Here is a 2370-nt window from a genome sequence, read left to right as displayed (position 1 = left end):
GCATCCAGAATCCAGGGCATCACCGTTGAGATCGGCGGCGATACCACAAAGCTCTGCGGTCTTTACAGGACCAGGCGGCTACTACCAATGCGACGCTTGCCAAGATCGATGAAGCCGGAGAAAAACTTCAGAACCTTGGTGCATCGGTCGAAAATGTAGGTAAGAAGTTCCTGCCTGTGACCGCTGCAGTTACCGGCCTTGGTACGGCTGCAGTGAAAACCGCAGCTGACTTCGATGCCGAGATGAGCAAGGTCTTCCAATGCGAACACCAATGTCTCCATGATCACTGAGAATGCAAGGACAGGCAGACGCAGGTATCAGAATGTTGAGATCGAATACAAAGCCTTTGGCTCATACGCATACAGGTAGAAAAACATAGCAAGAAAAGAAAGCAAGAGCGAGAATCCAAATGGCTCATAAAGAGCAGTTAAAATGTTTGTGAGGATCTTTCCGAGTATTATTTACAGCATCGTTGAGACTGCAAAAGCGAATCATCTGAATCCATTCCGATATCTTGAGCATCTGCTTGATACACTGAAGGATCATCAGGATGATACAGATCGATCATTTATTGATGATCTGCTTCCGTGGTCTCCGAAACTACCGGAAATATGCCGGGTTAAATAACTTTTGAACCTTGCCGCTCGAAAGAGCGGCTTCTATTAAATACGGTACTTATGGTTTACCGTATACGTAGAAAAATACCGTAAGCGCAAAATACTACTACGTTGCTCGCAAATTATGCTTACCATCAAAATGATAGATGGAAGTTCTATACGATTAAAGAAAAATCGACCCTGCCGGTGAAAGCTGACAGGGTCGGTTTCTTTAATCTCTTCTGAAAAGATCTCTTGTATAAACTTTTTCCTGAACATCATCCAGGGAAGAATCATATCTGTTTGCTACAATGGCATTGGATACTGTCTTAAATTCATTGAGGTCACCGATCACACGGCTTCCGAAGAAGGTGGAGCCAGAGGGAAGAGTTGGCTCGTAGATCACAACCGTAGCGCCTTTTGCTTTGATGCGCTTCATAACACCCTGGATGGAGGACTGGCGGAAGTTGTCGGAGTTGGATTTCATGGTGAGACGGTAAATTCCAATCACAACTTCTTTTTCTTTTGTGGAGTCATAGGCTCCGTCAGAATAGGAGTAGGCGCCTGCAATCTCCAGTACCCGGTCTGCGATAAAGTCTTTTCTGGTCCGGTTGGATTCTACAATGGCAGACATCATATTCTGAGGTACATCCTGGAAGTTGGCAAGAAGCTGCTTGGTATCTTTTGGCAGACAGTATCCGCCGTAGCCAAAGGACGGGTTGTTGTAGTGAGTGCCGATACGGGGATCGAGGCATACACCGTTGATGATCTCCTGGGTGTTCAGACCTTTGGATTCCGCGTAGGTATCCAGCTCGTTGAAGTAGGAAACGCGGAGAGCCAGATAAGTATTGGCAAACAGCTTTACAGCCTCAGCTTCTGTAAAGCCCATAAACAGAGTATCAATGTTTTCTTTAACGGCGCCCTGCTGAAGAAGCGCGGCAAAGATGTGGGCCTTATCTGCGGACTTTTCATCACAGGAAACAATAATACGGGACGGATAAAGATTGTCATATAAAGCCTTGGACTCACGAAGGAATTCCGGGCTGAAGATAATATTCTCGGTATTGTATTTTTTTCTTACAGAAGCAGTATAGCCAACCGGAATGGTGGATTTAATGATCATCATAGCATCTGGGTTTACCTTCTGGACAAGCTCGATCACAGCTTCTACAGCGGAAGTATCGAAATAGTTTTTCTTGCTGTCATAGTTGGTAGGAGCAGCAATGACAACGAAGTCTGCGTTTTTATAAGCGGCTTCACCATCAAGAGTAGCTGTAAGATCCAGTTCTTTTTCTGCCAGGTATTTTTCGATATATTCGTCCTGGATAGGGGATTTTCTGTTGTTGATGAGATCTACTTTCTCAGGGACGATATCTACGGCTGTTACATGGTTGTGCTGTGCCAGAAGGGTGGCAATGGACAGACCGACATAGCCGGTACCTGCTACAGCAATATTGTATTTTTTGTCCAGGACAGCTGTGGATGGGACTTCTTTTTCTTCTTCTGTAAAAAGATCTATCACCTCAAACCCCAGAACTTCTCCAAGCTTCTGGAGCTGATCTATGGAAGGTGTATAATCAGACTTTTCCAGTCTTCCGATCATAGCGCGGTTGATGCCGGTTGCTTCTGCCAGCTGTACCTGGGTAAGTCCTTTGGCTTTTCTTTCGCGAATAACCGTATCCACCAGTTTACTTATAGATAGTTTTTTCATTTGTCCTCCTGATATGATTCTAAATATTATTTGAATAAGTTGAAATCGATGTTATGTGACTGA

Annotated in this window: 1 protein-coding gene and 1 pseudogene; one reads left to right on the top strand and one right to left on the bottom strand. The window is 44.7% G+C overall.

The features are described 5' to 3' along the window. Positions 1–453: 453 nt before the first annotated feature. A pseudogene (locus tag RDS42_RS14200) lies at positions 454–627 on the top strand (transposase domain-containing protein); the annotation flags it as partial. A 201-nt stretch (positions 628–828) separates the two neighbouring features. Here RDS42_RS14200 and RDS42_RS14195 read toward each other — a convergent pair. Further along, positions 829–2307 carry a nucleotide sugar dehydrogenase gene (locus tag RDS42_RS14195; protein ID WP_308784230.1) on the bottom strand — a complete coding sequence of 493 codons (1479 nt, stop codon included), beginning with the start codon at positions 2305–2307 and terminating at the stop codon, positions 829–831. Positions 2308–2370 lie beyond the last annotated feature (63 nt).

Origin of the sequence: uncultured Blautia sp., assembly GCF_902497045.1 — a bacterium.
Classification (GTDB): Bacteria; Bacillota; Clostridia; order Lachnospirales; family Lachnospiraceae; genus Blautia_A.
The sequence above is the reverse complement of the archived record's forward strand: the minus strand, read 5'-3'. Positions and strand labels throughout refer to the sequence as shown.

Bases quoted from the DNA above. Each gene is read 5' to 3' on its own strand.
- RDS42_RS14195 (WP_308784230.1), bottom strand. From the start codon at position 2,307: ATGAAAAAACTATCTATAAGTAAACTGGTGGATACGGTTATTCGCGAA.